Raw genomic sequence first — 25,831 nt, 5'->3', positions numbered from 1 at the left:
CGCTCTGACAGCTACGGGGTATCGATAACACCGTAGCGTTCGGCGAACGGGGTCATCAATCTGGCCAGGTCACGTGCGACATCATGATCGGCTTCCGGGGGCATCGACACGTAGCTCATCGCCAGCCGGACGATGGCGCGAGCCAACACGCCGGCGTCTTCCTCGCTGGCCCGCACCCAGCTGTTCATGAAGGACTCGGTCAGGCGCGCCGAGCTGCGGGTGATGATCGGTGCGCTGTCGGTGGTGATGATCTGCAGCAGGTCGGGCTTGGAGGTGCCGGTCAGCAGTGAGATGACCAGCGGGTCGGCGGCGGACTCGGTGAAGAAGTCGCGGAAGCCCTGCAGAAATGCGGCGTAGACGTCGCCGACGTTGTTGCCGATGGCGTCGTTGATCTGGTCGACGAGGCGGTCGGCCAGGCGCAGGGCATATCCCTGCGCCAGGCCTTGCCGCGATCCGAATTCGTTGTAGATGGTCTGGCGGCTGATGCCTGCGGCCTTGGCGACGTCGGACAGCGTGATCTGAGACCAGTCGCGGGTGAGCAGCAGTTCGCGCATGCCGTCGAGGATCGAGTCGCGCAGCAGAGCCCGCGACGCCTCGGCGTAGGACACGCGCTGGCCCGCTGGCTTGCTCACCTGCGTGACATTAGTGCCCGCCCCGTTTGGCCGAGGGCGCGTGTCTGCACCTCCCCCACCCGGCGTGTCGCCGACATTCGCGCTCGCTCGCCGGCCACGACCGTGATGTTGCCGTCGGTCGACCTCGGCGACCGTCACGGGCGGGCAATCTCGACCATGTCGAAGTCCGACTTCGCCGCGCCGCAGTCCGGGCAGCTCCAGTCCTCGGGGATGTCCTTCCAGCGGGTGCCGGGGGCGATCCCGTCCTCCGGCCACCCCTTGGCTTCGTCGTACTCGAAGCCGCACTGCACACACACGAACAGCTTGTAGTCCATGAATCTCTCCTCTGTCTGGCATCGAGACTGCGCTCAGGGCGGGCACCACTCGAGCTTTGGCGCCGTGAGCGCAGACTCAACGGGGGTCTGGCATCGAGACTGCGCTCAGGGCGGGCACCACTCGAACTTTGGCGCCGTGAGCGCAGACTCAACGGGGGTCACACCGGTTCGAAGTCGACCTTCTCGCGGACCGCGCAGTCCGGGCAGCACCAGTCCTCGGGGATGTCGCCCCAGCTGGTCCCGGCCGGGAAGCCTTCGCGCGGTGCACCTTTGGATTCGTCGTAGACGTAGTCGCAGCCAGGGCAGCGGTAAGCGGCCATCAGCGCTCACCCCCGTGACGGGCCAGCACCTTGTCGCGCACCCTCGGATGGATGTTCACGCGGCTGAGATCGCCGTCGTAGTGGTCGAGCACGCGGTGGTCCATGACCTTGCGCCACAGCGGCGGGAAGTAGGTCAGCGCGATCATCGACGCGTAGCCGCTGGGCAGGTTCGGTGCACCCTCCATGCTGCGCAAGGTCTGGTAGCGCCGGGTCGGGTTGGCGTGGTGATCGCTGTGGCGCTGCAGGTGGTACAGGAACAGGTTGGTCACGATGTGATCGGAGTTCCAGCTGTGCTCCGGCGCGCAGCGTTCGTAGCGTCCGCTCGGGGTTTTCTGTCGCAGCAGCCCGTAGTGCTCCAGATAGTTGACGGTCTCCAGCAGCGTGAACCCGAACACCGCCGAGATCGCGATGTAGGGCACCAGCGCCCAGCCGAACACCGCGATCAGCGCGCCGTAGAACACCACCGACATCGCCCACGCGTTGAGCACGTCATTTGACGGGTGCCACTTGCTCTTTCCGGCACGCTCCAACCGTTTGGCTTCCAACTCCCAGGCCGAGCGCAAGCTGCCGAACACGCTGCGCGGCAGGAATTCCCAGAACGTCTCACCGAAGCGGGCCGACGCGGGATCCTCGGGGGTGGCGACGCGCACGTGGTGGCCGCGGTTGTGCTCGATGTAGAAGTGCCCGTAGAAGGTCTGCGCGAGCGTGATCTTGGCCAGCCAGCGTTCCAGCGAGTCCTTCTTGTGGCCCATCTCGTGGGCGGTGTTGATGCCCACCCCGCCGAGCAGCCCCACCGACAGCGCCAGGCCGATCTTGGCCGGCCAGCCGAGTCCGCCGTCGAAGCCGAGCCAGCCCAGGTCCGACGCGGTGAACAGGTAGGCGCCGAACACGACGCTGGCGTACTGGCACGGGATGTAGAGATAGGTGCAGTAGCGGTAGTACTTGTCGTTCTCCAACCGCTCCATCACCTCGTCCGGCGGGTTCTGTCCGTCCGGCCCGAACTTCAGATCGAGAGCCGGCAGCAGGACGTAGAGAAGGATCGGTCCGATCCAGAACGGCACCTGCGCGGCGCCGTGCCATCCCCACTGATTGAACGCGTAGACCAGCGGCATCATCACGAACAGGGCGGTGGGCGCGATCAGCCCCATCAGCCACAGATAGCGCTTCCGGTCGCGCCACTGTTCGACGTCGATGTGCGGTGTTTCCTGCATGGTCACGATGTGCCTCCTCGCTGTGAGTGTGATCACCCGTCGAGGTTGACTATAGGCCACTATTTGTCGCCTGTCTAGACATAGACCATAGATTTGTAAACAAGCTATTTCCGAAGGAGTAAATACCGGAGCAACGGGTAACAGAACGTCATCGTCGGAAAGGAGCAGCAAATGCCTGCGATGTCTTCGGGTCTGGCGGGTTCGTCATGTTGTCCCGCGTGCGGTTACCCGACGTTGAACGCGAGTCTGTGCCATGTGTGCAGCCCGGTTGCTGCTCAATTCAGCCGCGCGACACCCCGAGCCGACGTGCTCGGTACGGCGGCCGCAACCGCCGGCGTGTCAGCGCTGTAGCGTGCCGCGCTTGCCGAGCAGCGAATGCCGGCGACCGTAGAGGAAGTACACGACCACGCCGATAGCCATCCAGATGCCGAACCGGATCCAGGTCATACCGGAGAGGTTCAGCATCAGCCACACGCAGGCGATGATCGACACGATCGGCAGCCACGGCACACCGGGCGTGCGGAAGCCGCGTTGCAGATCGGGGCGGGTGCGCCGCAACACGATCACCCCCGCCGACACCAACACGAACGCGAACAGCGTGCCGATGTTGACCATCTCTTCGAGGTTGCCCATCGGGAACACCGTCGCGGTCACCGCGACCACGGCGCCCACCAGCAGCGTGATGCGCACCGGTGTACCGCGACTTCCGGTGCGGGCCAGCTGCCGCGGCAACAGGCCGTCGCGCGACATGGCGAACAGCACGCGGGTCTGGCCGAGCACCAGCACGATGACCACGGTCGTCAGGCCGGCCAGTGCACCGATCGAGATGACGGTGGCCGCCCAGTCCACGCCGTTCATCGCGAACGCGGTGGCCAGGTTCTGGTTCTCTTCCTCACGCAGGTCCTTGTAGCTGACCATGCCGGTGAGCACGATCGCCACGGCGACGTAGAGCACGGTGACGATGGCCAGTGACGCCAGGATGCCGCGTGGCACGTTGCGCTGCGGGTTCTTGGTCTCCTCGGCGGTGGTCGCGACGATGTCGAAGCCGATGAACGCGAAGAACACGATCGACGCGCCGGCCAGCAGGCCGTACCAGCCGTAGTTGCTGCCCTCGGCGCCGGTGAGCAGCGAGAACAGGGACTGTTCGGCGCCGCTGCTGCCCACGCCGCTCTCGGCGGGCTCGGCCGGCGGTATGAACGGGGTGAAGTTTGCGGCTTTGACGTAGAACGCGCCGACGGCCACGACCAGCAGCACCACCGCGACCTTGACGACCGTGATGGCCAGACTCACCCCCGCGGAGAGCTTGGTCCCGAACGCCAGGATCGCGGTGACGAACGCGATGATGATCAGCGCGCCCCAGTCCACCTCGATGCCGCCGACGTCGGTGACCGCGCCCCTGAACCCGAACACGGTGCCCAGGTAACTGGACCAACCCTTGGCCACCACGGCCGCGGCGACTGCGAATTCGAGGATCAGGTCCCAGCCGATGATCCATGCGACGAACTCGCCGAACGTCGCGTAGGAGAACGTGTAGGCGCTGCCGGCGACCGGCACGGTCGAGGCGAACTCAGCGTAGCACAGCGCGGCGAGGCCACAGGCGACCGCGGCGAGGATGAACGAGACCGAGATCGCGGGACCGGTGATGTTGGCCGCGGTGGACGCGGTGATCGTGAAGATGCCCGCGCCGATGACCACCGAGACACCGAAGACGGTGAGGTCCCACCAGCTGAGGTCCTTGCGCAGTTTGGTGTCGGGCTCGTCGGTGTCGGCGATCGACTGCTCGACCGATTTGGTGCGCCATCTGCCGTTGCTCGGCGCGGTCGACTCAGCGGTCACACCCGTCCCCTTTTCGTCATGGTCCTTGCGGAATGTACCGACTACCGTGACCCCATGGGGCGCACTCTCAAACACGTAATCGTGATTGGGGCCAGCCTCGCCGGGTCGTGCGCGGCCCGGGTCCTCTCCGAGGTCGCCGACGAGGTCAGCGTCCTGGACCGCGATGCCCTCCCCGACCAGCCGAAGCAGCGTCCGGGGGTGCCGCAGGGCCGGCACGTACATCTGCTGATGGCCCGCGGTGCGCAGGAGTTCGAAACGCTGTTTCCCGGTCTGCTCGACGACATGGTCGCGGCCGGTGTGCCGATCTTGGAGAACCGGCCCGACTGCATCCACTTCGGCGCCGCCGGCCATGTGCTGGGCACGCAGCACACGCTGCAGGACGAGTTCACCGCGTACGTGCCGAGCCGCCCGCACCTGGAGTGGCAACTGCGCACCCGGGTGATGCGCCTTCCCAACGTGACGGTCACCCACTGCGGTGTGGATCAGCCGGTGTTCGACAGGCGTCGCGTCGTCGGGGTACGCACCGACGGCGGTGCGACGCTCCGGGCCGATCTCGTGGTCGACGCCACTGGTCGCGGCACCCGGCTGCCGGTCTGGCTGGAGCAGTGGGGCTTTGCGCGCCCACCGGAGGAGACGGTCCAGGTCGGTATCGCCTACGCCAGTGTGGCACTACAGATTCCCGACGGGTCGATCGCCGGGAAGGTGGTGGTGGCCGGCGCTTCCCGGGACCAGCCGCTGGGATTGGGCATGTTGTGTTACGAGGACGGCACCTGGGGTCTCACGACATTCGGGGTCGGGAAAGTCTTGCCGCCCAACGACTTCGAGGCCATGATGGACCTGGCCGAGCAGCTCTTGCCGACGCACATCGTTGCCGCACTGCGGCAGGCGCGTCCGGTCTCGGATAGCGCGATGCACAAGTACCCGACCAGCCGGTGGCGCCGCTACGACAAGCTCGAGCACTTCCCGGACGGGATTCTGCCGTTCGGTGACTCGGTGGCCAGCTTCAACCCGACGTTCGGGCAGGGCATGACGATGGTGTCCTTACAGGCACACCCGCTGCGGCAGGCGCTCCAGGGCCCGCCTGACGAGATGGCGACGACCTTCCTGCGCGCCACCGCGAAGACGACGTACCCGGTGTGGATGATGAACGCGATCGGCGACCTCACGCTGCACCGCGCCGAGGGCGCCGCGCCCTGGTGGTACCAGCCGGTCGGCGCGCTGTTCGACCAGTTCCTCGGCGCCGCCGAAACCGATCCCATTCTCGCGGAGTGGTTTCTACGCCGGTTCAGTCTCCTCGACAGCCTCTACATGGTGCCCTCGGCGAAGTTGATCGCCCGCACCGTCAGACACAACCTCGGGCTGTGGGCGGCAGAGCGCAGACCGATTCCGGTCTAGAACCCGACGGTCACGCGGAACAACCGGGTCGGCTCGTGTGCGGACAACCGGATCGGGCTCTCGTCCGCGGCTACCCACGCCGCGGCGCCGCGCTGCATGGTCACCGAGTCGCTCTTGGCGTACACCGTCACCGACCCCTCGGCGCACAGCAGGATCTGCGGACCGTCGTGCGTCGTGGGCGTGTCGATTTCGTGGCCCAGGCGCTCACCGTCGATACGCAGGACCGACACCGCGAATTCCGGTGCAGGCGTGCGATAGACCAGTTCCGCTCCGTCGCAGCGCTTTTCGGTGGGCACCAACGGGTCGCGGACCGGTTCGAAGTCCAGGATGCGCAGAAGTTCGGGGACGTCGACGTGCTTGGGGGTCAGCCCGCCGCGCAGCACGTTGTCGGAGTTGGCCATCACCTCGACACCCATCCCGTGCAGGTAGGCGTGCAGGTTCCCGGCCGACAGGTAGATCGCCTCACCCGGTTGCAGGGACAACCGGTTGAGCAGCATGGAGGCCAGCACCCCGGCGTCTCCGGGATAGCGCTCCCCCAGTTCCAGCACCGTCTTGGCTTCGCGGGCGAATTCGGTGGCGCCGGAGCGGACGTAGTTGATCGCGCCGTCGATCACCGCGGCCACCAGCACCTCGAGATCTGGTTGCGGGCAGGTGATCCACGTGGTGAACAACGCCCGCAATCCGTCGGCGTCGGTCTGACCTGACAGGAGATTGATGTACGGGTCGAGTTCGGGCACCTGCAGCGCGCGCATCAGCTCGACCGAGCGGGCGGCGGGCGCGAATCCGGCGAGCGCCTCGAACGGCGTCAACGCGACGATGATCTCCGGTTTGTGACTGCGGTCCCGGTAGTTGCGGTTGGGTGCGGTCACCGGGATGCCGAGGCGTTCCTCGCGCTCGAATCCCTCGACGGCCTGCGCGGTGCTGGGGTGTGCCTGCAGCGACAGCGGCTCGTCGGCGGCCAGCACCTTCACCAGGAACGGCAGGGCGTCGCCGAACCGGTCGCGCAACTCCGCGCCCAGTTCGCCTTCGGGGTCGTCGCGTACCGCGTCGAGCAGGGAACGCTGCCCGTCGTCGGTCAGCAGATGGGCGGGGTCCTGCGGGTGCGCACCGAACCACAGTTCGGCTTCGGGATGCGGGGTGGGGCTCGGGGCCCCGGTGAATTCGGCGATCGCGGTGCGCGAACCCCAGGCATAGGTCCGCACCGCTCCCCTCAGCAGATGCACTCGTCTCAACCTCGGATCAAGCGCTGGTAGACCGCCGCCATCTCCAGGCGGAGCGCCAACAGCGCCACTTGTTGTTCAGGACGCGCGGAGACGGGCATCGCTGCTGAACCCGGCGGCTCCTGATTCCCCCTCGTCACCTCGACGTCGGGGACGTCGTAGGCATTGATCACGTCGACGTCGTCGAATCCGCGCAGCCGTGCCGAGACCTCGAACCGGTCGGCATCGGAGGTCAGCACCAGCGTGCGGGTCCGGGCGGCCAACGGCCCGTCGATCTCTTCGTCGTGAAAGATCGACGGCGCCACACCCTCGCTGCGACCCCAGCCGGTGCGCAACGCGGCCAGGACATCGGAGAGACCCGCCGCGGTGACGGTCTGGTTCCCGACGCGCAGCATCACCGTCGCCGCGTGCCGGGCCAACGCACGCATCGCGGCGGTGTCACCGGCGAACACCACGTCGCGACCCACCATCCGCTGGGCCAGCTCCTTGGCGGGGTTGGTGAAAACCTCACGCGCAGCGCTGTTTCGGACGGCTTCGCCGTCGAGTTCGTCGGCCAGCGCCTCCAGATCGAAGGAGTACGCCGCGATCGTGGCCGTCAGCACCGCCAACCCGGCCGCGAAGAACCGCACCATGGTGAAGTCGTCGGGCACCGCGAGCCGCGGTGGCAGGGCGACCGCGCGCCCGGCCGTCGCGTCGCGCAGTGGACCCTCGTACGGGGCGACCACCACCACGCGGGCGCCGCGGCGCACCCCGACCGCGGCCGCAGAGACCAGGGCGGGGTCGCCGGGGTCGTCGCCGGCGACGACGAGAACGTCCAGGGCGCCCAACCACAGCGGCGCTTCGGAGGCGACGACCAGCGGTGCGCCGACGGTCGCCCCCACGAGCGCGGCCAGCATCGTCGCGGCGGTCTCGGCGTTGCCGCGCCCGGCCACCCACACCACGGTGCGGGGCGGGCCGTCGGCGCGCAGCGGCTCGAGAACGCCCTCGTCGAGCGCGGCGGCGGTGGCGCGGACCTGCGCCCCGGCCATCGACGCGGCGCGCAGCAGGCCGTCACGGTCGGCGTCGAGCAAGCCGGCGGTGTCGTCGAGATCCACCACGGCAGCCGACAGTGACCCGGCGTTCACGTCAGTTCCTTTGTCCCCGAGGTGATCTGGGCGCCGATCTCATCGACGAGCGCGGCGACGTCCTCGGTGGTGCGGGCCTCGACGTTGAGCCGCAGCAGGGGTTCGGTGTTCGACATCCGCAGGTTGAACCAGCTGCCGTCGCCGAGGTCCACGGTCACCCCGTCGAGGTGGTCGATGCCCTGCACACGGCTGCTGAAGGCCTGCAGCACGGAGTCGACGATCGCGGGCGCGTCGGTGACGGTGAAGTTGATCTCCCCGGAGGCCTCGTAGCGCTGGTAGTCGCTCATCATGTCCGACAGCGGCCGGTGCTGCTCGCCCAGCGCGGCCAGCACGTGCAGCGCGGCGAGCATCCCGGAGTCCGCACCCCAGAAGTCGCGGAAGTAGTAGTGCGCGGAGTGCTCGCCGCCGAAGATCGCGCCCGTCTCGGCCATCAGCCCCTTGATGTAGGAGTGGCCCACCCGCGAGCGCACCGGGGTGCCCCCGCGTTCGGTCACCAGCTCGGGCACCGCGCGCGAGGTGATCAGGTTGTGGATGACGGTCGCGCCGATCTCGCGGCCGAGTTCGCGGGCGGCCACCAGCGCGGTGACCGCCGACGGGGACACCGCCTGGCCCTTCTCGTCGACGACGAAGCAGCGGTCGGCGTCGCCGTCGAAGGCCAGACCGATGTCGGCACCGGTCTCGAGCACGTAGGACTGCAGATCGACGAGGTTGGCCGGGTCCAGCGGGTTGGCCTCGTGGTTGGGGAAGGTGCCGTCGAGTTCGAAGTAGAGCGGCTTGAGGGTGATCGAGCCGATCGCGCCCAGGACGGCCGGCGCGGTGTGGCCGGCCATGCCGTTGCCGGCGTCGACGGCCACCGTCAGCGGGCGGGCCGCGCCGATGTCGACCAGCGAGCGCAGGAACCGGCCGTAGTCGTCGAGCACGTCGCGGTCGGAGATGCTGCCGCGCGGGCCGTCGTAGCCGGGGACGCCGGCGATGATCTCGTCGCTGATGGTGGTCAGCCCGGTGTCCTTGCCGACGGGTTTGGCCCCGGCGCGGCACAGCTTGATGCCGTTATAGGCCGACGGGTTGTGGCTGGCGGTGAACATCGCGCCCGGGCAGTCCAGCAGTCCGGAGGCGAAGTACAGCTGGTCGGTCGAGGCCAATCCGATGCGCACCACGTCGAGGCCCTGGGCCAGCACGCCGTCGGCGAACGCGTTGGCCAGCCCCGGCGAGCTCGACCGCATGTCGTGGCCGACGACCACCTGGGTCGCGTCTGCGCGGACCAGCCGGGCGAATGCGGCGCCGACTTCGCTGACGAACTGCTCGTCGATCTCGGCGCCCACGAGTCCACGCACGTCGTAGGCCTTGATGACGCGCTGTACAGCCTCAGCGGGCCGGGACATAGTGCTCCTTGGACTCCGGACGTGGTTACGTCCAGCCTAGCCGGAACCGATCGAGAAGAATCCGCCATCGACGCCGGTACACGCTACGGCTTGCACCGATAGCCTCCGATGACCGGCCGTTTCATTGCCGGCGTGCTAAATTGCCGCCAAAGGCCCAGGTGGGCCCCTCGAACCTAGCGCTGAGTGAGTGGCGAGCGATGTCTCCATCAACGTATGAATCCGGCGAGTACTTGCTTAAAAATCCTGACTGGCACGAAGGGGACGCCCCGACGAAAGCAGCCTGGATCCTCGACATTCTGTCGCGAAATGCTCTGGCGCCGGCACATGTCGTTGAGGTCGGAGCAGGCTCCGGCGAGATTCTTGCTCAACTTGCGGCGAAGTTACCGGACGCGACGTTCGATGGCTACGACATATCACCCCAGGCATACCAAATAGCCAGTCCTAAGAGGACCGATCGCCTGACCTTCCACCACGAAGATTTTCTCGCTGCCGACACCTCGGGGATCGACCTTCTGATGGCCATCGATGTCTTCGAGCACGTCGAGGATTACATGGCGTTTCTCAAGGCCCTTCGGCCGCGTGCAGAGTTCAAGTTGTTTCACATACCGCTCGACCTCTCGGTTCAGACCGTTCTGCGGTCGAAGCCGATCCTCGGCGCCCGCGAACAACTCGGCCATCTGCACTACTTCAGCAAAGACACCGCGTTGGCGGTTCTCGGCGGCTGCGGTTACGAGGTCCTCGATTGGAATTACACGCACGGCGCCGAGGAGCTTCCGGACCGCGCGACACGAACGCGAATCGTCAACTTGGCGCGCCGAAGCCTGCGCGCACTCCATGAGGACTTAGCAGTCCGATTGATGGGGGGGTCCTCCATCATGGTGCTGACGAAGTAAGCCCTTAGTCGGTCGGGTCGGGCAGCACCCGCAGATGTCCGCGCCGGCGGCCGTTGGTCTCCGGGCGGCGGGCCGGCGGGGCCATCAACGCGCCGCCGTGCGCTCCGCTGACCGGGTCGCTGAACCCGGCGGTGAAGCCGTGCGCGGGCGCCACCCCGTCGCGGCCCTCGCGCACCGCGTCGGCCAGCGCGACCAGGTCGTCGTCGTCAGGGTGCGACGGCAGCGGGCCGGCGTGGCGCACCAGCTCCCATCCGCGCGGGGCGGTGATCCGGCCGGCGTGCATGACGCACAGGTCCCAGGAGTGCGGCTCAGACACGGTGGCGAGCGGGCCCACAACCGCAGTCGAGTCGGAATAGACGAAGGTGAGCGTCGCGACCGCATAGTGAGGGCACCCTGGCCGGCAGCAGCGACGGGGAACATTCACGCTCGGAAGGTTATCGTGGCTCGTCGCCGGGGTCGCGCCGGACACGCGCAGCCGGCAGGCCGCCGAAGCCCAACCGTTACGATCTTTTTCGTGACCGTGCGCAGGCATCGGGGCTCGCGGCGGGGCCGGGAGATGCGGGGACCACTGCTTCCGCCGACCGTTCCGGGCTGGCGCAGCCGCGCCGAACGCTTCGACATGGCGGTGCTGGAGGCCTACGAGCCGATCGAGCGGCGCTGGCACGACCGGGTCTCGGCGCTCGATGTCGCCGTCGACGAGATTCCGCGGATCGCCCCGAAGGACCCGGACAGCGTGCAGTGGCCACCGGAGGTGGTCGCTGACGGTCCGATTGCGCTCGCGCGTCTCATCCCGGCCGGTGTGGACGTCCGCGGCAACTCGACGCGGGCTCGAATTGTGCTGTTCCGCAAGCCGATCGAGCGACGGGCCAAAGACACCGTCGAGCTGACCGATCTGTTGCACGAACTACTGGTGGCTCAGGTGGCCACCTATCTGGGAGTGGAGCCGTCGGTCATCGATCCGACGATCGGTGACGACTAGACGATCTGTTGGGTCAGGGTCGCCGGCGGGGCCGGCGCGCGGTCAGATGATCCCGCGCTTGAGGCGACGGCGCTCGCGTTCGGACAGGCCGCCCCAGATACCGAAGCGCTCGTCGTTTGCCAGGGCGTACTCGAGGCATTCGTCGCGCACCTCGCAGCCCTGGCAGATGCGCTTGGCCTCGCGGGTGGAGCCGCCCTTCTCGGGGAAGAACGCCTCGGGGTCGGTCTGCGCGCACAGCGCACGCTCTTGCCATTGATCTTCGGTGAGATCCGAATCTTCGGTGAAATCCTCGATCCGGTCGGGCACCACGCTCAGTTGCGGGCGTCCGTTGGTTGCAGGTGTCGGTCCGGTCTGGATGTGCGTCGCACTTCCCACCGAGCCGAGGAGCCTGATGTCGAAATGGTCCGATTCGCCGAAATCGGCCTGTTCAAATGCCATGTTTCCCCTCCTCACAGTCTCGTACAGTCTCGTAGATCCGGTTGCTGCCAGCCGACACTATTGCTCTGTGTGGCCACCCAATTCGAACAAGTGATCGAATCTCGGTCTGCGACACCGAATCCGGTGGGAAACCGCGAATGACACTGGTGTGATTACACACGCGATCACTACCTCGGTCAAGCGCTAGAACAGGAATTCATACCATTTCGTGATGACAATTCGGCGCGTCGCGCTGTGGTGTGTCTGTCACTCCCCACCCGACACGGGTCCGGACCGCACGGCCTAGTCTCGTTCCCTGTGAAGGTGACGGTTCTGGTCGGCGGCGTCGGGGGCGCACGATTCCTGCTCGGCGTGCAGCATCTCCTCGGCCTCGGCCAGTTCGGCGACAATGCTAGCGACCACGAACTGACCGCCGTCGTCAACGTCGGCGACGACGCGTGGATGTTCGGGGTGCGGATCTGCCCGGACCTCGACACCTGCATGTACACCCTCGGCGGCGGCATCGACGACGAACGCGGCTGGGGTCATCGCAACGAGACCTGGCACGCCAAGGAAGAGCTCGCCGCCTACGGGGTGCAGCCGGACTGGTTCGGTCTGGGTGACCGCGATCTGGCCACCCATCTGGTGCGCACCCAGATGCTGCGCGCCGGCTATCCGCTCTCGGCGGTCACCGAGGCGCTGTGCCGGCGCTGGAACCCCGGCGCCCGGCTGTTGCCCGCCAGCGACGACCGCAGTGAAACCCACGTCGTGATCAGCGATCCGGAGACCGGGGAGAAGAAGGCCATCCACTTCCAGGAGTGGTGGGTGCGCTATCGGGCCCAGGTGCCGACGGAGAGCTTCGCGTTCATCGGCGCCGATCAGGCCAAGGCGGCGCCCGGGGTGACCGAGGCGATCGAGGACGCCGACGTGGTGCTGATAGCCCCGTCGAACCCGGTGGTCAGCATCGGCACCATCCTGGCCGTCGGCGGCATCCGGGCCGCGCTGCGGGCCACGTCCGCGCCGGTGATCGGATACTCCCCCATCGTCGGCGGGAAGCCGTTGCGCGGCATGGCCGATACCTGCCTGTCGATCATGGGGGTGGCCAGCACCTCCGAAGCGGTGGCCGCGCACTACGGCGCCCGGTCGGCCACCGGCATCCTCGACGGCTGGCTGGTGCACACCGGCGACACCGCCGCCGTCGACGGGATCTCGGTGCGGTCGGCGCCGCTGTTGATGACCGAGCCGGCGGTCACCGCGCACATGGTGCGCGCCGGACTGGAGCTGGCCGGGGTCTCGTGGTGACCGATCACGGCACATCGGCCCGGTTGGAGATCCTGCCGGTCGAGGGACTGCCGGAGTTCCGGCCCGGCGACGACCTGGCGTCGGCCATCGCCGAGGCCGCGCCGTGGCTGCGCGATCACGACGTCGTCGTCGTCACCAGCAAGGTGCTGTCCAAGTGCGAGGGCCGGATGGTCGTCGCGCCGTCCGACCCAGAGGAGCGGGATGCGCTGCGGCGCAGATTGATCGACAGCGAGGCGGTCCGCGTGCTGGCCCGCAAGGGCCGCACGCTGATCACCGAGAACGCGCTGGGTCTGGTGCAGGCCGCCGCCGGGGTGGACGGATCCAACGTCGACGCCAACGAATTGGCGCTGCTGCCGGTCGATCCCGACGGCAGCGCGGCGGCGTTGGTGTCGTCTCTTCGTGAGCGACTGGGCGTGCGGGTCGGCGTGGTGGTCACCGACACGATGGGCCGGGCCTGGCGCACCGGCCAGACCGACGTGGCGATCGGCGCGTCCGGGCTGACCGTGCTGCACGGCTACGCCGGCGAACACGACCAGCACGGCAACGAGTTGATCGTCACCGAGATCGCGGTGGCCGACGAGATCGCCGCGGCCGCTGATCTGGTCAAGGGCAAGCTGACCGCGGTGCCGGTGGCGGTGGTGCGCGGGCTGACGCTGCACGACGACGGATCCTCGGCGCGGTCGCTGGTGCGCGCCGGCGAGGAGGACCTGTTCTGGCTGGGCACCGAAGAGGCGCTCGCGCTGGGCCGTTCGCAGGCGCTGCTGATGCGCCGGTCGGTGCGGGCATTCAGCGCCGAACCGGTCGCCGCAAGCGTGATCGAAGACGCGGTGGCCGAGGCGCTGACGGCCCCGGCACCGCACCACACCCGGCCGGTGCGGTTGGTGTGGGTGCAGGACTCCGCGTTACGCGTGGAGCTGCTCGATCGGATGAAGGAGCAGTGGCGTTCGGACCTGCTCGGTGACGGTCGCGATCCCTTGGCTGTCGAGCGCCGGGTGGCGCGCGGCCAGATTCTCTACGACGCACCGGAGTTGGTGATCCCGTTCCTGGTGCCCGACGGGGCGCACTCCTATCCCGATGCGCGGCGCACCGCGGCCGAACACACCATGTTCACCGTTGCCGTCGGGGCCGCGGTGCAGGGACTGCTGGTGGCGCTGGCGGTCCGCGGGGTGGGCAGCTGCTGGATCGGGTCGACGATCTTCGCGCCGGAGCTGGTGCGGTCGGTGCTGGATCTGCCCGAAGACTGGGAGCCGTTGGGCGCCATCGCGATCGGTCATCCTGCTGAGCCGCTGGCGCCGCGCGACCCGGCGGCCGTCGGTGATCTGCTGGTGCGGCGATGACGCTGCACGAGTCGGCGGTCGAGGTGCTGAGCGCGTGGAAACCCGCTGACCCGGCGCTGGATTCGACGCGGTATGCGCTGCTGGCGTTTCTCGATGCGCGCCCGGACGCGTGCCTGCGCTCATGCGTGCCCGGCCACATCACCGCGTCGGCGCTGGTGCTCGACCACGGCCGTCGGCATGCGCTGCTGACGCTGCACCCGCGGATCGGGCGCTGGCTGCAACTCGGCGGCCACTGCGAACCGTCCGATGAGACCCTGGTGGCCGCGGCACTGCGCGAAGTCACCGAGGAGTCCGGGATTGCGGGCCTGACGATCTCGCCGCTGCCCGCCGCCGTGCATGTGCACCCGGTGACCTGCTCGCTGGGCGTGCCGACGCGCCACCTCGATGTGCAGTTCGTCGCCTATGCCCCGGCCGGCGCACAGTTCGAGCGCAGCGACGAGTCGCTGGACCTGCGCTGGTGGCCGCTCGACGCGCTGCCCGGCGAGTCCGACTTCGGCCTGGCCCAGCTGGCCCGCGCCGCCCTTCTCTGACCCCGCGCCCGCCCGCGAAAGTGCCCTCACAGTAGTCATGCCGCGCGCGGAGCTACCCTCAGCGCACTCTCGCGGAGAGCCCGGGCTCGTCGGACCCGATCGACGATCTCTTCGGGTGTGTCTTCATTGATCACTTTGATGTGCAGCCAGTTGAGCTGTTCGATCTTGCGCAGACGCTGTATGTCGAATTGGTACTGATCGCGTTCTCTGTGGTGATCGCCGTCGTACTCCACTGCGATTTTGAGGTCCTCCCAGCCCATGTCCAAATACGCGAAAGCCCACCCGTCTGCGCGGGAAACCGGGATCTGAGTTCTCGGCCGCGGAAAGCCCTTCTTGATCAGGAGCAGGCGCAGCCAGGTCTCCTTCGGCGACTGGGCGCCGGCGTCCATCAGCGCGAGCGCGCTGCGTAGGTTACGTGTGCCGCGGGCGCCCCGGTAGCGCTCGATCAAGGGCAGGACGTCGTCGGCCCGCAGACCCGTCTTGTTGGCCAGTGCGTCGAGGCGCTCCACCGCGCGCTCCACTGAGGAGAATCTGCCGAGGTCGAACGCGGTGCGTTGAATCGTCGCGACGGGCAGCCCATATCGGACAATTCGCTCGTCTTCTCCGATCCGCTCATTTCGCGTGACAACCCCGGCGGGCGGGCGCTTGCAGTCGTAGATCATTTCGATCGGCACGGACGGGTCGATCCACTTCGAGCCGTGCCAGGCGGACGCTGCCAGTCCCGTGATCACCCCTCTTCGTCCGCTCCATAACCATGCGCCGACGGTCCGGACGCTCAGCGACGGCATGTCGTCGACTGTGTACACGTTGGGGAACAGGCGGTGGTACCGGTAGCGGAGTTCGCCGGGCGTCGCTGCACCGCTCGAGATCGCTTCAGTGCCGAGAAACACTCTTCGCATGCCGGAAGCGTGCGGCCGCAGGCCGACAAGATGACCGCTGCCGGAGCAGGTTATCCACAGGCTGCCTCCGCGAAAGTGCGCTCACCGCAGCGACAACGCGACTGCGACTACGCTCAGAGCACTTTCGCGCGAAGAAAGCTAGACGTCGGTCGAGAAGCGGATACCGCCGTCGGGGATCACCACGCCGGGCCAGACGCGGGCACCACGCAGCAGCTCACAGCGGGCGCCGATCTCCGCGCCGTCGCCGATCACACCGTCGCGAATCAACGCCCGCGGCCCGATGCGCGCACCGAAGCCGATGATCGAGCGCTCGATCACCGCGCCGGCCGCCACCGTCACGCCGTCGAAGATCACCGCGCCGTCCAGCCGAGCGCCGCCGGAGATCTCGGCGCCGCGGCCGACGACGGTCCCGCCGATCAGCAGCGCCCCGGGGGCGACCGACGCGCCGTCGTGCACCAGCTTCTCGCCGCGCTGATGCGTCAGCGCCGGCGACGGCGCGATGCCACGCACCAGATCCGCGGAGCCACGCACGAAGTCCTCGGGCGTGCCCATGTCGCGCCAGTAGGTGGCGTCGACGTAGCCGCACACCTTGAGCCCCTCGGTGAGCAGCCGCGGAAACACCTCGCGCTCCACCGACAGCGCCCGCCCCTTCGGGATGTCCTCGATCACCGAGCGCTTGAACACATAGCAGCCGGCGTTGATCTGATCGGTCGGCGGATCCTGCGTCTTCTCCAGGAACGCCGTCACCCGGCCCTCGGAATCGGTGGGCACACAACCGAAAGCGCGCGGATCGCCGACGCGCACCAGATGCAGCGTCAGGTCGGCGTCGCGCTCGAAGTGCGACGACAGCAACTCCGAGAGATCGCAGCCGGACAGCACGTCGCCGTTGAACACGATCGCGGTGTCGTAGCGCAACCGGGACGAGACGTTGGCGATGCCGCCGCCGGTGCCCAGCGGCTCGTCCTCGACGACGTACTCGATCTGCAGCCCGAACTTGGAGCCGTCCCCGAAAGTGGATTCGAACACCTCGGCCTTGTAGGACGTGCCCAGGATGACGTGCTCAATTCCGGCGTCGGCGATCCGCGACAGCAGATGGGTCAGGAACGGCAGCCCGGCCGTCGGCAGCATCGGCTTCGGCGCCGACAACGTCAACGGCCGCAATCGGGTGCCCATGCCACCGACGAGGATGACTGCATCGACTTCGGCTGGATTGACCATCACCGCCGCCCTTTCCGTTGCGAACGTCGGGACTTCAACGAACTGCGCACCACCAACCGTGAGCGCGCCCCCAAGGCCCCCCGAAAAGCCCACCGTAACGGGGCCTGCCAGCGTCGCGGGTACCGATCGGCCAGAAAAGTGTAGGTGCTGACGTGGTGGGCGGCCAGGTTGCGGGCGGGATCGCGCCCGGTGGAGTGACCCTTGGCGTGCAACACCTCCGCCGAGGGCACGTAGACGTTCTGCCAGCCGGCCTTGCCCAGCCGGTCGCCGAGGTCGACGTCCTCCATGTACATGAAGTAGCGCTCGTCGAATCCGCCGATCTCGGAGAACGCGCCGCCGCGCAGCAACAGGCACGACCCGGACAGCCAGCCCACGGCGCGTTCGCTGGGGTCCTCGCGTTCCTGCCGGTACACCGCGGTCCACGGGTTGGACGGCCACACCGGCCCGACGACGGCGTGCATCCCGCCGCGGATGATCGAGGGCAGATGCCGCGCCGACGGGTACACCGAGCCGTCGGGGTCGCGGATCAACGGGCCCAGCGAACCGGCCCGCGGCCAGCGAGCCGCGGCGTCGAGCAGCAGGTCGATGCTGTGCGGCCCCCACTGCACGTCGGGGTTGGCGACGACGAACATGTCCTGCGCGGTCAGGTCGTACTCGGCGACGGCCCGGTTGATCGCCGAGCCGTAGCCCAGGTTCGCGCCGGTGCGCAGCAGCCGCACGTTGTCGTAGCGCGTGACGGCTTCTTCCGGCGCGCCGTCGGTCGACCCGTTGTCGGCCATGATCACCGTCACCGGCCGCTCGGTGGCATGCGACAGCGACGCCAGGAATCGGTCCAGATGCGGTCCGGGCGAATAGGTCACCGTCACGACAAAGAGTTCGTCGCTCACCGGCGGGCTGCCCATCTCACGGCCTAGAGGGTAGCGGCCAGCGCAGCGGTGACCGCCTCGCGCCATGGCCGCAGCGGGGTCAGCCCCGCCGCGGCGGACTTCTCGGCTGCCAGTGCCGAGTACGCCGGGCGCGGCGCGGGCCGCGGATGCTCGTCGCTGCCGACGGGCCGCACCCGTGCTGGATCGGCACCGAGCTCGGCGAACACCGCCTGTGCCTGGTCGAAGCGGCTGACGGCGCCGACGTTGGCGGCGTGCAGCAGCGGCGCGCGGACACCGTCGGCGATTTGCAGCAGCGCCGCGCACAGGTCACCGACGTAGGTGGGTGAGCCGATCTGGTCGGCGACGACGTCGACGGTGCCGTCCCCGAGCGCGGCGCGGCGCATCGCGGCGGCGAAGTCGCTGCCGTCGCGGCCTTCGTAGATCCAGGCGGTGCGCACCACGGTCGCGTCGGGCAGCGCGGCGTGCACGGCCTGCTCGCCGGCGAGCTTGGTGCGGCCGTAGACGCTGAGCGGTCCGGTGGCGTCGTCGATGTCGTAGGGGCGCCGCAGCGCGCCGTCGAACACGTAGTCGGTGGACAGGTGGATCAGCGCCGCGCCGGCGCGGGCGCACACCTGCGCGACGTTGCCGGCGCCCACGGCGTTGACCAGGTGTGCGCGATCGGGGTCGGCTTCGGCGGCGTCGACCTTGGTGTAGGCGGCGCAGTTGACGACGACGTCGCCGGCCCGCACCACGGACGCGCCCGCGGCCGGGTCGGTGATGTCCCACTGCGCAGAAGTGAGCGTCACCACATCGCGGCTCTGCTGGGCGGCCTGACCTGCCAACACGCGTCCTACCAGGCCGGCCGCGCCGGTGATCACGATTCGGGCGCTCACGTCACGATATTGGCACGCCGGTCTCAGCTCCCCCGCATCGAGGCTGTTCGCAGATAGCCTGAACTAATGCCTGCTGCTCCCCTGACCCGTGTCGTCTCGGCGGTGGTGGCGTTGACGGTGGTGATCGGCACCGGGGTGGCGTGGAGCAAAGTCCGCTCCTTCGAGTCCGGTATCAACCACATCAGTTCGGTCGCGCTGGGCGACGGCGGCGAGGACGGCGCGGTCGACGTGCTGCTGGTCGGCATGGACAGCCGCACCGACGCGCACGGCAACCCGCTCAGCCAGGAGGAACTGGCCACGCTGCGCGCCGGCAACGACATCTCGACCAGCACCGACACCATCATCCTGGTGCGCATCCCGAACAACGGGCGCTCGGCCACAGCCATCTCGATCCCGCGCGACTCCTATGTCGAGGCGCCCGGGCTGGGCAAGATGAAGATCAACGGCGTGTACGGCGACGTGCATCTGGCCACGATGAAGGAGCTCGTCGAGCAGCAGGGTGAGGACCCAACGGTCGCGCAGCAGGAGGCCGCCGAAGCCGGCCGCGAGGAGCTGATCAAGACCGTCGCCAACCTGACCGGGGTGACGGTCGACCACTACGCCGAGATCGGGCTGCTCGGCTTCGCGTTGATCACCGACGCGCTCGGCGGGGTCAATGTGTGCCTCAAAGATGCGGTCTACGAACCGCTTTCGGGGGCGGACTTCCCGGCCGGGTGGCAGAAGCTGAACGGGCCGCAGGCGCTGAGTTTCGTGCGGCAGCGCCACGACCTGCCGCGCGGCGACCTGGACCGGGTGACGCGTCAGCAGGCGTTCATGGCTTCGCTTGCCCACGAGGTGATTTCGAGCAAGACGCTGTCCAGCCCGGCGACGCTGAACCGCCTCGAGGACGCGGTGCAGCGCTCGGTGGTCCTCTCCGACGGCTGGGACATCATGGATTTCGCCGAGCAGCTGCAGAAGCTCGCCGGCGGCAACGTGGCGTTCGCGACCATCCCGATCGTCGAGGAAGCGGGCTGGAGCGACGACGGCATGCAGAGCGTGGTGCGCGTCGATCCGAGCGAGGTGCGCTCCTGGGTGGACGGCCTGCTGCACGAGCAGGAGCAGGGCAACACCGAAGAGGTCACCTACAGCCCCGACAAGACCACCGTCGAGGTGCTCAACGACACCGACATCAACGGCCTGGCCGCGGCGGTGTCGCATGTCGTGACCAGCAAGGGCTTCAAGCCCGGACCGGTCGGCAACAACGAGGGCGACAAGGTGATGACGACACAGGTGCAGGCCGCCAAGGCCGACGACCTGGGCGCGCAGGCGGTCGCCACCGAACTCGGCGGCCTCAAGATCGTCGAGAACAGCGCGGTGCCCGAGGGCGCGGTGCGGGTGATCCTGGCCGACGACTACACCGGTCCCGGCTCGGGTCTGGACGGCACCGACGTGATGCTCTCGGCGCCGGTGACCGCGCAGGCCGGCGGCGAGGCGCTGCCGGCGGCGTCGCCGATCATCACCGCCGGCTCCGACGACCCCGAGTGCGTGAACTGACGTGACCAACGTCAGCTCGGCCGTTCTCGATCCGCTGCTGGCCACCAACCCGGCCGGGCCGCGGATCACCTACTACGACGACGCGACCGGTGAGCGCATCGAGTGCTCGACGGCGACGCTGGCCAACTGGGCGGCCAAGACCGCCAATTTGCTCCGTGACGAGCTGGGCGCCGGGGCAGGCAGCCGGATCGCCGTGCTGCTGCCGGCGCACTGGCAGACCGCGGCGGTGCTGTTCGGGGTGTGGTGGATCGGCGCCGAGGTGGTGTTGAGCGGGGAGGCCGACGTCGCGCTGTGCACCGCGGATCGGCTCGACGAGGCGGACGCGGCGGTCGGCATGGGCGAGGTCGCGGTGTTGTCGCTGGACCCGTTCGGCAAGCCGGCGCCGGATCTGCCGGTCGGCGTAACCGATTACGCGACGGCGGTGCGGGTGCACGGGGATCAGATCGTGCCGGAGGCAGTGCCGGGTCCGGCGTTGGAGGGCCGCTCGGCCGACGAGGTCCTTGCCGCGGCGCGGGCGTCGGCGGACGCGCAGGGCTTCACGGCGAGCGACCGGGTGCTGTCGACCCGGGCCTGGGACAGCGCCGACGACATCGTCGAACGGCTACTCGCGGTATACATAATTGGTGCGTCACTCGTGCAAGTGGCGAACTCTGACACCTCGTTGCTGGAGCGTCGGCGCGAAACGGAAAGATTGACTAAAACGTTACCGTGACCTTATCGTTTCCGTAGCCACACACTGCTCTCAGGATCGACGCGCACACTCGTACATGGCGGTTTGTGCAGTTTTGGCAAAGCTGGACCCTTTGAGAGACGCAGAGGGCCACGCCTGCGAGGAGGGCGCCGATGGATTCGACCATCACGGCAGTCGCCGTCGTCATCGTCCTTGCTGTCTGGCACGCCCATAACCGCCGCCACCCAGGCTGGCGCGCCAGCTCCGACGGTCGATTCAACATCTACTGCGGTTACGCGCTGGTCGCGATCGCGACCTACTGGCTGCACACCGCTCCTACGGCCACCGGCTGGGAATGGGCCGTCGGCAATCTGTGGGCGCTGGGCGCGATGCTGGCGTTCGTCACCGGGTTCGGCGCGCTGAACCGGGTGACGGCCGAGCACGCCCTCTCGGCTCAGCTGCTGGAATCCCTCGAAGGGTCGACCACTAACCTCTAGGCGTGCCTGCACCGCTGGATGTCGATCAATTGCGCGCGTCGGTCTCTGGGACGGGATGGCGCCGCGTCGACGTCGTCGAGGAGACCGGGTCGACCAACGCCGACTTGGTGGCGCGCGCCGCGACGGAGGACATCGCCGGGGCGGTGCTGCTGGCCGAACACCAGCGCGCGGGACGCGGACGCCATGGCCGCAGCTGGTCGGCGCCGCCGCGGTCGCAGATCGCGATGTCGTTCGGCGTCGACACCGCCGGGGTGTCCCCGGATGCGTGGGGCTGGCTGCCGCTGATCACCGGTCTGGCCGTTGTCGAGACCGTGCGTGAGCTGGGTGTCGACGCGGGGCTGAAGTGGCCCAACGATGTGCTGGTCGGTGACGGCAAGCTGGCCGGCATCCTGGCCGAGGTGGCCGGCACCGTGGTGGTGGTCGGCGTGGGGCTCAACGTCAGCCTCACCGAGGATGCGCTGCCCGACCCGCGGGCGGTGTCGCTGACGATGCTCGGGGTCGCGGTGGACCGCACCGTGCTCACCGGGCGTCTGCTCGTCGCGCTGGACCGGCTGGTGCAGCGCTGGCGGCGCTCGGACCCTGCCCTGGCCGACGACTACCGCCGGGTCAGCATGACCATCGGCTCCGAAGTGCGGGCACATCTACCCGGCAACTCCGACATCGTCGGTACCGCAACGGGAATCGACGCGAGTGGCCGACTGCTGATCGACACCGGCGAGACGACGGCGACGGTGTCAGCCGGCGACATCACCCATCTGCGGCCGGCCTGATCTCACTCGCGGCCGCTGCCGCTTCCACGAAAATGCGCTCAGCGAAGTCATTCGCCTACGCCAGCGACGCCGAGCTCACTCTCGCTCCCGATTCTGGTCGATGATCACACCGTTGACCAACCCGACGATCTGCCGTTGAACTGCGGCGGTCGTATCGAGCGCCGAGCATGAACTCGGCGAACTGGCCCTCGACATGCTGTAGAAAGTCGATGAGGCCCGCCGCAAGTCGGCGAAGTCCTCGCGCATCGCGTTGAAGCCGTGTTGGTGGCCCGGCGGAAGTGCACCCCCTCGTTAGCGATCGGGCGACTCCACCAACTGTAAAAGAACTTTCGCAAGCGGCTGCTACTTCAGCAGGGCGCGGCTCATCACCACGCACTGAATCGGGCTTGTGCTTTCGTAGATTTGGGTGATCCTGGCGTCGCGCATCATCCGCTCGACCGGGAAGTTGACCGTTGAGTTCGACGCCACTGAGTTGAAGGCCGCCGAAGTGGTGACGCACCGTGTGTGAAGCCGTGACCGAATCGTCTCCTTCGGGTGACAATGCTCCAAGGGTGGTTACGCATACTTTTGCAGTGGGCCGGGTAGGGTCCTGAGGTGAGAATTGGCCGTTGACGCCTACCGCATCCCTGACGCGAGGAGGGCCGCCGATGTTGTCTACCGCAGCGGCAATCGCTCTTGTCGTCGTGTTAGGGCTATGGCACATGCGCAATCGGCGGCACGCCGGTTGGCTTGCCAGTCCTGACGGGCGGTTTTACGTGCTGTCCGGTTATCCGTTGGTCGCAATAGCCGTGTACTGGTTGACCACCCGCACCTACGGCCACCACCTGGGAGTGGGCGCTAGGGAATGCCTGGGCGCTCGCGGCGGTGGTTTTTTTCGTGGCAGGTTTCAATGCGCTCAACCGGGTCACCACCGCCGGCCACGCAAAGAGGAGCCTGGACGTGAACAACCCTCGACCTGCAGGGAACAGAGGGCGGGACCGACACCGACACGATGGTTTGGCGGATCGGGAGTCGACCCGAAAGTAGTACTGCAGCCAGCTTTCTGGCCCCGACCCCGCGCTAGAATTGGTGCTCCGTTGTAGCGACAGCGACCGTGAGCAAGCGCGGCCACTACTATCGCTCTCGACTACTGCGACGCTAGGCGCCCGCCCCATCACGTATCGCGGGCCCCACTGATCGGCCCAGCCTGGACTCCTGCGAAACGCTCGCGTTCAAGCGCGGGGAGCGCACAGTAGGGTCAGCCGCCTCCTGTGTGACTCACCTCGCCTATCACGTCGCCACGCGGTCGATATCTACGGTCGCTCACGTCGGGGCAGCCCACACGATTTGCTGGCTGCCTCTGGCCAGACGGCGCGCGGCGCCTTTGCGCATGCCATCGTGGCAACGTCGCCAAACGAACCAAACAAGGGTTACTACTTCGTTCAAATTCCCTCGAGCGCTACTTCAGCAAAGTTTATACCTGTAACGAAAAATGTACTTTTCTGGAAAATACAGCGGCAAACGGAGTGGCTCTAGCAACGATTGTGAGAGGGCCTTTTAAATCGGCTGACACCCGTAACCCGGCGACGGTATCTTGAGCTCACAACACAGATTGCCGGGCATAATCACACTTTTCGGGCGGTGACCAATGACAGCACGATGCCGACGAACGCCTGTGAAAACGCTGGTGAATGGTGCATGTTTGCTACACAGTGCAGCGATAGCCGCTTCAAACAATGCATCCCACAGAATCGCGATTGAAGCAAATTTTGGTGGCGTGATTACTTCTAATCTTTAGTTATATTCGAATCTCTAATTTCCTCCCCGCAAAGTAAAATAAAAGGAAATCTTCCTGAAAGGGAGATGCCAGATGAAATACGCAAAGTCCGTCGGCAGAGTTGGCCCGCTAGCTATTGCGCTGGGCGTCGGAATGGTAATCGCGACATCTCCGGGTATCGCACTTGCAGCTCCTGCCGACGGCAGCCCGTCCCATGCCGCTTCGTCTCGCGACCGAAGTGCGTCATCGGCGCATAGTGACCGTTCGCTCGGCGACGAAGGAGCATCGACTGATCGGCGGTCCGATGCTGACGCCAGAGGCAACAATCCACCCCAGTGGCGAAGTGGCGCCCACCAAGCCCGGCGATTCGACCGCAACGAAGGTCGAGAGACGCGTGCCTCCGTGCGCACCGCCTCGGGCGCGACAGATGAACTTCGACCGGCCGACGAGTCGGAGCCGGCCCGAGGCTCCAAAGACTCGATATTGGATCGTCTCGACCGTGCTTCAAATCCCCATCAGCGCTACCGGGAGGACACCTCAGTAACAGGTGACCAGCCGGATGGTCTTCTTACAGACCACACCCTCGCAAGCACGAGATTTCAACCCACCGCCATTTCGACTGCTTCCCCGGACCAAACGAAGCCTGTGGACACTGACACCGATCAAACAGGCACCGTTTATACGAAGCGCAGCTCGGCAGTAGCCGACGCCGCGGTCCTCGAAACGGAGGCCCGTGCCGGCGCGCCGGATGATGCGCCGACGGGCCTTCCGACAACCACCGAGTTGATCACCGTGGCATCTGCAGTATCGGCAGACAATACGATGTACGACGAGCCAACTGTGCCGCCGACGGAATCGCCGCTGCTACTGGCGATGCTCGCTTGGGGCCGTCGGCAGTCGCAGGGCCCTACCGCTTACACGAAGGGGATTGGCGCAGCCGATCGCAAAGTCGAACATGCTGCCGTCGCTAACACCTCACCGACAGCGTCGGTCACGGTCGGCTCACCTGATGCGTCGACCGGGGCGGTCCGTGGAATAGTGCACGTGCCTGTCTTCGACACCGGAGCGGTTACGTTCACCGTTGTTCGCACACCCACCGGCGGAAGCGTCAGCGTCGACGCCCTGGGCAACTTCACTTACACGCCCTCCTTGACCGCCCGGCTACGCGCCGGCACCACCGCCTCGGCCGACTTCGACTCGTTCAGCGTCTCGGCGAAGGACGGACAGCAGAGCACTCTCGTCGACATCGAAGTACCCGTGCTGCCAGGCTCACTCGCCAGCGGTTCAAGAACCGCCGTGGGCGCCAGACCTTCGCACATCGCGGTAAGTGATGACGGGTCGCGGCTCTATGTCGCGAATCGAGGCAGCAGGACGCTCTCGGTGATCGATACCGCAACCAGTGAAGTCACGGCCACCATTCCTGTCGTCTCAGCGCCCAATGCCGTGGCCATCAACGCGGCCGGAACGTTCGTCTACGTGGCAGGCGGCTATACCGTCTCGGTTGTCAGCACGCTCGACAACGAAGTGGTCCACACCGTGCGGGTGGGAAGTCTGCCAAGCGCGCTGACACTGAGTCCAGATGGGGCCCTTCTCTACGTGGCGAATCGTGGCAGCCGCAGCATCTCCGTCATCGACACCACAACCAACCAACAGATCGACGCCAATCCCAGCATCTTCTCCAAAACCATCCGAGTCGGGTCCTCTCCGAGCGCGATGGCTCTTAGTCCCGACGGCACTCGCCTCTACGTGGCAAATCGCGGCAGCCGCAGCATCTCCGTCATCGACACCACAACCAACCAACAGATCGACGCCAATCCCAGCATCTTCTCCAAAACCA

The 25,831-nt window shown here is 67.3% G+C and carries 25 protein-coding genes and 2 pseudogenes; 12 read left to right on the top strand and 15 right to left on the bottom strand.

The window, feature by feature from the left end:
• Positions 1 to 11: 11 nt before the first annotated feature.
• The 5 genes from ACAG25_RS21990 to ACAG25_RS21970 form a co-directional block, all read right to left on the bottom strand.
• Positions 12 to 632 (bottom strand): TetR family transcriptional regulator, encoded by a 621-nt coding sequence (locus tag ACAG25_RS21990; RefSeq protein ID WP_370490595.1) that lies wholly within the window; start codon positions 630 to 632, stop codon positions 12 to 14.
• A 134-nt stretch (positions 633 to 766) separates the two neighbouring features.
• Positions 767 to 946 carry a rubredoxin gene (locus ACAG25_RS21985; protein WP_370490594.1) on the bottom strand — a complete coding sequence of 60 codons (180 nt, stop codon included), beginning with the start codon at positions 944 to 946 and terminating at the stop codon, positions 767 to 769.
• Positions 947 to 1,104: 158 nt separating this feature from the next.
• Positions 1,105 to 1,266 (bottom strand): rubredoxin, encoded by a 162-nt coding sequence (locus ACAG25_RS21980; protein WP_370490593.1) that lies wholly within the window; start codon positions 1,264 to 1,266, stop codon positions 1,105 to 1,107.
• Positions 1,266 to 2,477 carry an alkane 1-monooxygenase gene (locus tag ACAG25_RS21975; protein WP_370490634.1) on the bottom strand — a complete coding sequence of 404 codons (1,212 nt, stop codon included), beginning with the start codon at positions 2,475 to 2,477 and terminating at the stop codon, positions 1,266 to 1,268. The genes ACAG25_RS21980 and ACAG25_RS21975 overlap by 1 nt, the downstream gene beginning before the upstream one ends.
• Positions 2,478 to 2,816: 339 nt before the next feature.
• On the bottom strand, positions 2,817 to 4,313 hold the full coding sequence (locus tag ACAG25_RS21970) for an APC family permease (protein WP_370490592.1): 1,497 nt from the start codon (positions 4,311 to 4,313) through the stop codon (positions 2,817 to 2,819).
• 54 nt (positions 4,314 to 4,367) lie between these two features.
• Here ACAG25_RS21970 and ACAG25_RS21965 point away from each other — a divergent pair, with 54 nt between their 5' ends.
• The gene (locus tag ACAG25_RS21965) at positions 4,368 to 5,708 is read left to right on the top strand and encodes an FAD-dependent oxidoreductase (RefSeq protein ID WP_370490591.1); all 1,341 of its coding nucleotides are present in this window, start codon (positions 4,368 to 4,370) and stop codon (positions 5,706 to 5,708) included.
• On the opposite strand, the gene manA is transcribed toward ACAG25_RS21965, so the two are convergent.
• From manA to ACAG25_RS21950, 3 genes are read right to left on the bottom strand one after another with little or no spacing between them, the layout of a single operon-like run.
• Positions 5,705 to 6,931 carry a mannose-6-phosphate isomerase, class I gene (gene manA, locus ACAG25_RS21960; RefSeq protein WP_370490590.1) on the bottom strand — a complete coding sequence of 409 codons (1,227 nt, stop codon included), beginning with the start codon at positions 6,929 to 6,931 and terminating at the stop codon, positions 5,705 to 5,707. The genes ACAG25_RS21965 and manA overlap by 4 nt on opposite strands.
• A 5-nt stretch (positions 6,932 to 6,936) precedes the next feature.
• Entirely contained in the window at positions 6,937 to 8,052 is a 1,116-nt protein-coding gene (locus tag ACAG25_RS21955; protein WP_370490589.1) for a TobH protein, read from the bottom strand.
• Positions 8,049 to 9,434: a phosphomannomutase/phosphoglucomutase gene (locus ACAG25_RS21950; RefSeq protein ID WP_370490588.1), complete on the bottom strand. Its 1,386-nt coding sequence runs from the start codon at positions 9,432 to 9,434 to the stop codon at positions 8,049 to 8,051. The genes ACAG25_RS21955 and ACAG25_RS21950 overlap by 4 nt, the downstream gene beginning before the upstream one ends.
• Positions 9,435 to 9,631: 197 nt before the next feature.
• Between ACAG25_RS21950 and ACAG25_RS21945 the strand changes: the two genes are divergently transcribed.
• On the top strand, positions 9,632 to 10,327 hold the full coding sequence (locus ACAG25_RS21945) for a trans-aconitate 2-methyltransferase (RefSeq protein ID WP_370490587.1): 696 nt from the start codon (positions 9,632 to 9,634) through the stop codon (positions 10,325 to 10,327).
• Positions 10,328 to 10,331: 4 nt separating this feature from the next.
• Here the strand turns inward: ACAG25_RS21945 and ACAG25_RS21940 are convergent, their stop codons facing one another.
• The gene (locus ACAG25_RS21940; RefSeq protein WP_098005167.1) at positions 10,332 to 10,751 is read right to left on the bottom strand and encodes a DUF3499 domain-containing protein; all 420 of its coding nucleotides are present in this window, start codon (positions 10,749 to 10,751) and stop codon (positions 10,332 to 10,334) included.
• 132 nt (positions 10,752 to 10,883) lie between these two features.
• On the opposite strand from ACAG25_RS21940, the gene ACAG25_RS21935 reads away from it, so the two are divergent.
• Positions 10,884 to 11,306 carry a metallopeptidase family protein gene (locus ACAG25_RS21935; protein WP_098005142.1) on the top strand — a complete coding sequence of 141 codons (423 nt, stop codon included), beginning with the start codon at positions 10,884 to 10,886 and terminating at the stop codon, positions 11,304 to 11,306.
• 42 nt (positions 11,307 to 11,348) lie between these two features.
• Here ACAG25_RS21935 and ACAG25_RS21930 read toward each other — a convergent pair whose 3' ends face one another.
• A complete protein-coding gene (locus ACAG25_RS21930; RefSeq protein WP_179964339.1) occupies positions 11,349 to 11,615 on the bottom strand; it encodes a WhiB family transcriptional regulator in 267 nt (88 codons plus the stop codon).
• Positions 11,616 to 12,041: 426 nt separating this feature from the next.
• On the opposite strand from ACAG25_RS21930, the gene cofD reads away from it, so the two are divergent.
• Genes cofD through ACAG25_RS21915 form a run of 3 tightly spaced genes read left to right on the top strand, consistent with a single transcriptional unit; the run spans position 12,042 to position 14,892 of the window.
• Entirely contained in the window at positions 12,042 to 13,025 is a 984-nt protein-coding gene (gene cofD, locus ACAG25_RS21925; RefSeq protein WP_098005140.1) for a 2-phospho-L-lactate transferase, read from the top strand.
• Positions 13,022 to 14,362 (top strand): coenzyme F420-0:L-glutamate ligase, encoded by a 1,341-nt coding sequence (locus ACAG25_RS21920; RefSeq protein ID WP_370490586.1) that lies wholly within the window; start codon positions 13,022 to 13,024, stop codon positions 14,360 to 14,362. The genes cofD and ACAG25_RS21920 overlap by 4 nt, the downstream gene beginning before the upstream one ends.
• Complete coding sequence (locus ACAG25_RS21915) at positions 14,359 to 14,892, top strand: NUDIX hydrolase (protein WP_370490585.1); 534 nt, start codon at positions 14,359 to 14,361, stop codon at positions 14,890 to 14,892. Before ACAG25_RS21920 ends, ACAG25_RS21915 begins: the two co-directional genes overlap by 4 nt.
• Positions 14,893 to 14,927: 35 nt before the next feature.
• Here the strand turns inward: ACAG25_RS21915 and ACAG25_RS21910 are convergent, their stop codons facing one another.
• From ACAG25_RS21910 to rfbD, 4 genes are all read right to left on the bottom strand, one after another.
• Positions 14,928 to 15,791 carry a hypothetical protein gene (locus tag ACAG25_RS21910; protein ID WP_370490584.1) on the bottom strand — a complete coding sequence of 288 codons (864 nt, stop codon included), beginning with the start codon at positions 15,789 to 15,791 and terminating at the stop codon, positions 14,928 to 14,930.
• 138 nt (positions 15,792 to 15,929) lie between these two features.
• Positions 15,930 to 17,009, bottom strand: coding sequence for a sugar phosphate nucleotidyltransferase (locus ACAG25_RS21905; protein ID WP_370490583.1), 1,080 nt, complete (start codon positions 17,007 to 17,009; stop codon positions 15,930 to 15,932).
• Complete coding sequence (locus ACAG25_RS21900) at positions 17,009 to 17,911, bottom strand: glycosyltransferase family 2 protein (protein ID WP_370490582.1); 903 nt, start codon at positions 17,909 to 17,911, stop codon at positions 17,009 to 17,011. The genes ACAG25_RS21905 and ACAG25_RS21900 overlap by 1 nt, the downstream gene beginning before the upstream one ends.
• An 8-nt stretch (positions 17,912 to 17,919) precedes the next feature.
• A complete protein-coding gene (rfbD, locus tag ACAG25_RS21895) occupies positions 17,920 to 18,768 on the bottom strand; it encodes a dTDP-4-dehydrorhamnose reductase (RefSeq protein ID WP_370490581.1) in 849 nt (282 codons plus the stop codon).
• Between the two features lie 66 nt (positions 18,769 to 18,834).
• Between rfbD and ACAG25_RS21890 the strand changes: the two genes are divergently transcribed.
• From ACAG25_RS21890 to ACAG25_RS21875, 4 genes are all read left to right on the top strand, one after another.
• On the top strand, positions 18,835 to 20,301 hold the full coding sequence (locus ACAG25_RS21890; RefSeq protein WP_370490580.1) for an LCP family protein: 1,467 nt from the start codon (positions 18,835 to 18,837) through the stop codon (positions 20,299 to 20,301).
• A gap of 1 nt (position 20,302) precedes the next feature.
• Positions 20,303 to 21,013: a TIGR03089 family protein gene (locus tag ACAG25_RS21885; protein WP_370490579.1), complete on the top strand. Its 711-nt coding sequence runs from the start codon at positions 20,303 to 20,305 to the stop codon at positions 21,011 to 21,013.
• A 131-nt stretch (positions 21,014 to 21,144) separates the two neighbouring features.
• Positions 21,145 to 21,468, top strand: a complete 324-nt coding sequence (locus ACAG25_RS21880) for a hypothetical protein (RefSeq protein WP_098005133.1) — start codon at positions 21,145 to 21,147, stop codon at positions 21,466 to 21,468.
• A 2-nt stretch (positions 21,469 to 21,470) separates the two neighbouring features.
• Positions 21,471 to 22,238 carry a biotin--[acetyl-CoA-carboxylase] ligase gene (locus ACAG25_RS21875; protein WP_370490578.1) on the top strand — a complete coding sequence of 256 codons (768 nt, stop codon included), beginning with the start codon at positions 21,471 to 21,473 and terminating at the stop codon, positions 22,236 to 22,238.
• Between the two features lie 342 nt (positions 22,239 to 22,580).
• Here the strand turns inward: ACAG25_RS21875 and ACAG25_RS21870 are convergent.
• Positions 22,581 to 22,733, bottom strand: a pseudogene (locus ACAG25_RS21870) (acyl-CoA dehydrogenase); the annotation flags it as partial.
• A 152-nt stretch (positions 22,734 to 22,885) separates the two neighbouring features.
• Here ACAG25_RS21870 and ACAG25_RS21865 point away from each other — a divergent pair.
• Together ACAG25_RS21865 and ACAG25_RS21860 are read left to right on the top strand one after the other, a co-directional pair.
• Positions 22,886 to 23,264, top strand: a pseudogene (locus ACAG25_RS21865) (hypothetical protein).
• A gap of 1,375 nt (positions 23,265 to 24,639) precedes the next feature.
• A partial coding sequence (locus ACAG25_RS21860) for a YncE family protein (RefSeq protein ID WP_370490577.1) occupies positions 24,640 to 25,831 on the top strand: 1,192 nt, incomplete at its 3' end.

Origin of the sequence: Mycobacterium sp. pV006, from assembly GCF_041287115.1 — a bacterium.
In the GTDB taxonomy this organism is placed as follows: domain Bacteria; phylum Actinomycetota; class Actinomycetes; order Mycobacteriales; family Mycobacteriaceae; genus Mycobacterium.
Note: the sequence above shows the minus strand (reverse complement) of the source record. Positions and strands in the feature narration are given on the sequence as shown.

Bases quoted from the DNA above. Each gene is read 5' to 3' on its own strand.
- ACAG25_RS21915 (WP_370490585.1), top strand. From the start codon at position 14,359: ATGACGCTGCACGAGTCGGCGGTCGAGGTGCTGAGCGCGTGGAAACCC.
- ACAG25_RS21910 (WP_370490584.1), bottom strand. From the start codon at position 15,791: ATGCGAAGAGTGTTTCTCGGCACTGAAGCGATCTCGAGCGGTGCAGCG.
- ACAG25_RS21905 (WP_370490583.1), bottom strand. From the start codon at position 17,009: ATGGTCAATCCAGCCGAAGTCGATGCAGTCATCCTCGTCGGTGGCATG.
- ACAG25_RS21900 (WP_370490582.1), bottom strand. From the start codon at position 17,911: ATGGGCAGCCCGCCGGTGAGCGACGAACTCTTTGTCGTGACGGTGACC.
- ACAG25_RS21965 (WP_370490591.1), top strand. From the start codon at position 4,368: ATGGGGCGCACTCTCAAACACGTAATCGTGATTGGGGCCAGCCTCGCC.
- ACAG25_RS21890 (WP_370490580.1), top strand. From the start codon at position 18,835: ATGCCTGCTGCTCCCCTGACCCGTGTCGTCTCGGCGGTGGTGGCGTTG.
- ACAG25_RS21980 (WP_370490593.1), bottom strand. From the start codon at position 1,266: ATGGCCGCTTACCGCTGCCCTGGCTGCGACTACGTCTACGACGAATCC.
- ACAG25_RS21935 (WP_098005142.1), top strand. From the start codon at position 10,884: ATGCGGGGACCACTGCTTCCGCCGACCGTTCCGGGCTGGCGCAGCCGC.
- ACAG25_RS21985 (WP_370490594.1), bottom strand. From the start codon at position 946: ATGGACTACAAGCTGTTCGTGTGTGTGCAGTGCGGCTTCGAGTACGAC.
- ACAG25_RS21880 (WP_098005133.1), top strand. From the start codon at position 21,145: ATGGATTCGACCATCACGGCAGTCGCCGTCGTCATCGTCCTTGCTGTC.
- ACAG25_RS21950 (WP_370490588.1), bottom strand. From the start codon at position 9,434: ATGTCCCGGCCCGCTGAGGCTGTACAGCGCGTCATCAAGGCCTACGAC.
- ACAG25_RS21945 (WP_370490587.1), top strand. From the start codon at position 9,632: ATGTCTCCATCAACGTATGAATCCGGCGAGTACTTGCTTAAAAATCCT.
- ACAG25_RS21975 (WP_370490634.1), bottom strand. From the start codon at position 2,477: ATGCAGGAAACACCGCACATCGACGTCGAACAGTGGCGCGACCGGAAG.